The 3,044-nt window shown below is 70.5% G+C and carries 4 protein-coding genes; 3 read left to right on the top strand and 1 reads right to left on the bottom strand.

Annotation, left to right across the window (positions count from 1 at the left end; all coding sequences use genetic code 11):
- Nucleotides 1-754: cyclase family protein (locus FJ091_21980; GenBank protein MBM4386020.1), on the bottom strand; the 754-nt coding region annotated here is incomplete at its 3' end.
- A 52-nt stretch (nucleotides 755-806) separates the two neighbouring features.
- Here FJ091_21980 and FJ091_21975 point away from each other — a divergent pair.
- The 3 genes from FJ091_21975 to FJ091_21965 all read left to right on the top strand — a co-directional run.
- Nucleotides 807-1,424: a VOC family protein gene (locus tag FJ091_21975; GenBank protein ID MBM4386019.1), complete on the top strand. Its 618-nt coding sequence runs from the start codon at nucleotides 807-809 to the stop codon at nucleotides 1,422-1,424.
- Nucleotides 1,421-2,215 (top strand): phytanoyl-CoA dioxygenase family protein, encoded by a 795-nt coding sequence (locus FJ091_21970; GenBank protein ID MBM4386018.1) that lies wholly within the window; start codon nucleotides 1,421-1,423, stop codon nucleotides 2,213-2,215. The genes FJ091_21975 and FJ091_21970 overlap by 4 nt, the downstream gene beginning before the upstream one ends.
- Before the next feature lie 110 nt (nucleotides 2,216-2,325).
- The coding region (locus FJ091_21965; protein MBM4386017.1) for an NAD-dependent epimerase/dehydratase family protein at nucleotides 2,326-3,044 on the top strand (719 nt) is incomplete at its 3' end.

The raw sequence follows: 3,044 nt of genomic DNA, 5'->3' as shown, positions 1-3,044 counted from the left end.
GGATGCCGAGGCCGGGCAGCGCATCGGAGATGCCGTCGCAGCCGAGCACCGCGATGTCGCGCTCGCGCAGCCACGGCACGCACTCGGCGTGCAGGCCCGCGACGCCGTCGTGCTGCGCGCTCCAGGGGCCATGCTTCGCCTTGCGCGCGTCGCGTCCGGTCGCGACGAGGAGGATGTCGCCGCGCTCCACGCGCACGTTCTGCGCGCGCTCCGCGGCGACGAGCTCTTCGGGCGCGATCGTGTCGCCGAGCTCGAGCCACGGCACGCCGCGCAGGCGCGGGATGTCGAGCAGCACGCCGCGTGAAACGATGCCGTCCTTCGCCGCGAGAATGCTGTTATGGAGCGCGCCGGTCGAGCGCACGTCGGTAATGGGGAAGCCGTTGTACATCTGGCCGTTCACCGCGACGTGACAGAGCGCGTCGATGTGCGAGACGGCCATGCCGTGGAACGAGACGCCCACGAAGTCCATCGTGGTCTCGAGTCCGGGCACGCCGTGCGACTCGGGCCCGCACGAATCGCCGCCTACGACCATCATGTGCAGCGCGGGGTTCGGGTTCTCCGCGGTGGGCTGCACGGGAAGCTCGCGCGAGAGGCTCACCACCTCGCCCGTGCGCACGAGCGCCGCAGCCGCGCGCCGCTTCTCGGGCGTGATCAGGTTCAGCGCGCCGCGCTCGTCGTCCTTGCCCCAGCGCCCCCAGTTCTTCACCGACTCGAAGATCTCGCGCATGCGCGCTTCGCTGACCGGCTTCGCCATCGCTCACTCCTGGTTCGCTGCGCCATGATGCGGCGACACGAGGAGAGAGCCAATGGCGAAGAAGAAGTCCGCGAAGCGTTCCCCGAAGCGCGCTGCGAAACCGCGGGCTGCGAAGCCGAAGCCGGCGCCTGCGAAGAAGCGCGCCGCTTCCTCCAAGCCGGCGGCGCCTTGGGGCATCGAGTCGATCTTCCACTTCACGGTGAACTGCACGAACTTCGAGCGCTCGATCGCCTTCTATCAGACGATCGGCTTCAAGGTGCTGCGCGACAACCGCGACGTGATCTGGCCCGACTACGTCGCCGGCAACTTCGGCATGACACGCGCACAAGGCCGCGGCGCCCTGCTCGCGATCGACGACGGCCCGACGCACACGCGCCTCGACCTGCTCCAATGGTTGGAGCCCGCCTACGACCCCGCACCTGACAAGCCCTGGAGCGAGCGCGTGCCGCGCATCATCGCGCTGCGCACGCGCAACGTGCGCAAGGCCTACGAGGATCTCACGGCCAAGGGCATCGAGTTCATCACGCCGCCGCGCAACATGGACCCGAGCAGCGGCATCGTCGGCGTGATGCTGTGCCGCGATCCTGACGGCCTGCTCGTCGAGTTCATCGAGTACGAGCCCGGCGTGCTCGGCAGCCGCGTCACCCACCTCGCGAAACGGACGGGGTGACCGCCGAGCAGCTCGAGACGTTCGCGCGCGACGGCATCGTTCGGCTCCACCGCGCGATCCCGGCGCGCGACGTGACCGCGATGCGCGCACGCATCTGGGACTTTCTCGAGCGCGCGCAAGGCGTACGCGAAGGCGACCCGGCGACGTGGCCGGCGAGCCGCCCCTTCCACTTCCAGGCGCTCTCGCGCAGCGACGCGTTCGCGCCCGTGCGCTGCCCCGCGCTCGTGTCTGCGCTGGGCGAATTGTTAGGTCCGGGGGGCTGGCAAGAGCCGCCGAGCTGGGGACCGCCACTGGTGAGCTTTCGCGATTGCGAGGCGTGGGAGCTGCCCACGAAGTCGTGGCATCTCGATCTTCCGATCCCGCCCACGACCGCGCTGCGCGCCGTGCGCGCATTCACGTTCCTCAGCGACGTCGAGCCGCGCGGCGGCGCGACCGTCGCCGTCGCCGGATCGCATCGCGTGCTCAGCGCGCTCGCCGAGCGAGCGGGTCGCGCGCTGCGATCGCGCGAGGCGCGCGCGGCCCTCGCCGCGAGCGATCCGTGGTTCGCCGCGCTCGAGCAGCGCGACGCCGCCGATCGCGACGAGCGCTTCCTCCGCGACGGCGCGTGCGTGCTGAGCGTTCCCGTGCGCGTCGTGGAACTGTGCGGGCACGCAGGCGACATCGTGCTGATGCGCGCCGAGTTGCTGCACGCGGCAGCGCCCCACGCCCTGCCCGCGCCGCGCATCGTGCTCGCGCCCTTCGTGTTCGCGCGCACCACCGCGCCACCTCCGCCAAACCCCGCACGCAACTGAGGCCCAGCTGCGGCGCGCAGCGCCGCCAGCTGCAGCCTCCAGCGGGAGCGAACGCGACAACCGGGATCGACCAGTGGCAATCTCGGCTCCCCAGGAAAGAGGAGACACCCGTGCGCTGCCTAGTCATGGGCGGGACTCAGTTCAACGGCTTGGCGCTTACGCGCGAGCTGGCGCGTACCGGCCACGACGTGACGGTCGTGAATCGCGGCAAGACGCCGGTGGAGCTGCCGCTTGGCGTGAAGCGCCGCAGTGCGGATCGCACCGACCCCGCCGCCGTGCGGGCCGCGCTCGCGGGTGACGACTGGGACGTCGTCTACGACGTGAACGCCTACACCCCGGACGACACGCGGCTGATGGCCGAGTTGTTACGGGGCCGCGTCGGCCACTACGTGTTCGTGAGCTCGACCGTGATCTACGCCGCGTCCGAGCGCATCCCGATCTCCGAGGACTTCCCGCTCGACCGCTCCCCGCAGCAGAACGAATACGGGCGCTGGAAGATCGAATGCGAGGACATCCTCTTGCGCGAGCACCGCGAGCGCGGCTTCCCCGCCACGATCGTGGCGCTCTCGATGGTGTTCGGCCCGAACAACATCCTGCCCGATCGCGAGCAGCGCATGTTCGCGCGCCTCGTGCACGGGCGTCCGATCCTGATTCCCGGCGACGGCACGACCCTCGCGCAGATCGGCCACGTCGAGGACCAAGCGCGCGCGCTGCGCATGCTCGGCGGCAAGAACGCGACGCTCGGCAAGCGATACAACCTCACCGGCGCCGACGCGTTCAGCGCGAACGGCTACGTCGACACGTTCGCCGCGGTCGTGGGCGTGACGCC

The sequence above is a fragment of the Deltaproteobacteria bacterium genome (genome assembly GCA_016875395.1).
Taxonomy (GTDB): Bacteria; Myxococcota_A; UBA9160; order UBA9160; family UBA6930; genus VGRF01.
The sequence above is the reverse complement of the archived record's forward strand: the minus strand, read 5'-3'. Positions and strand labels throughout refer to the sequence as shown.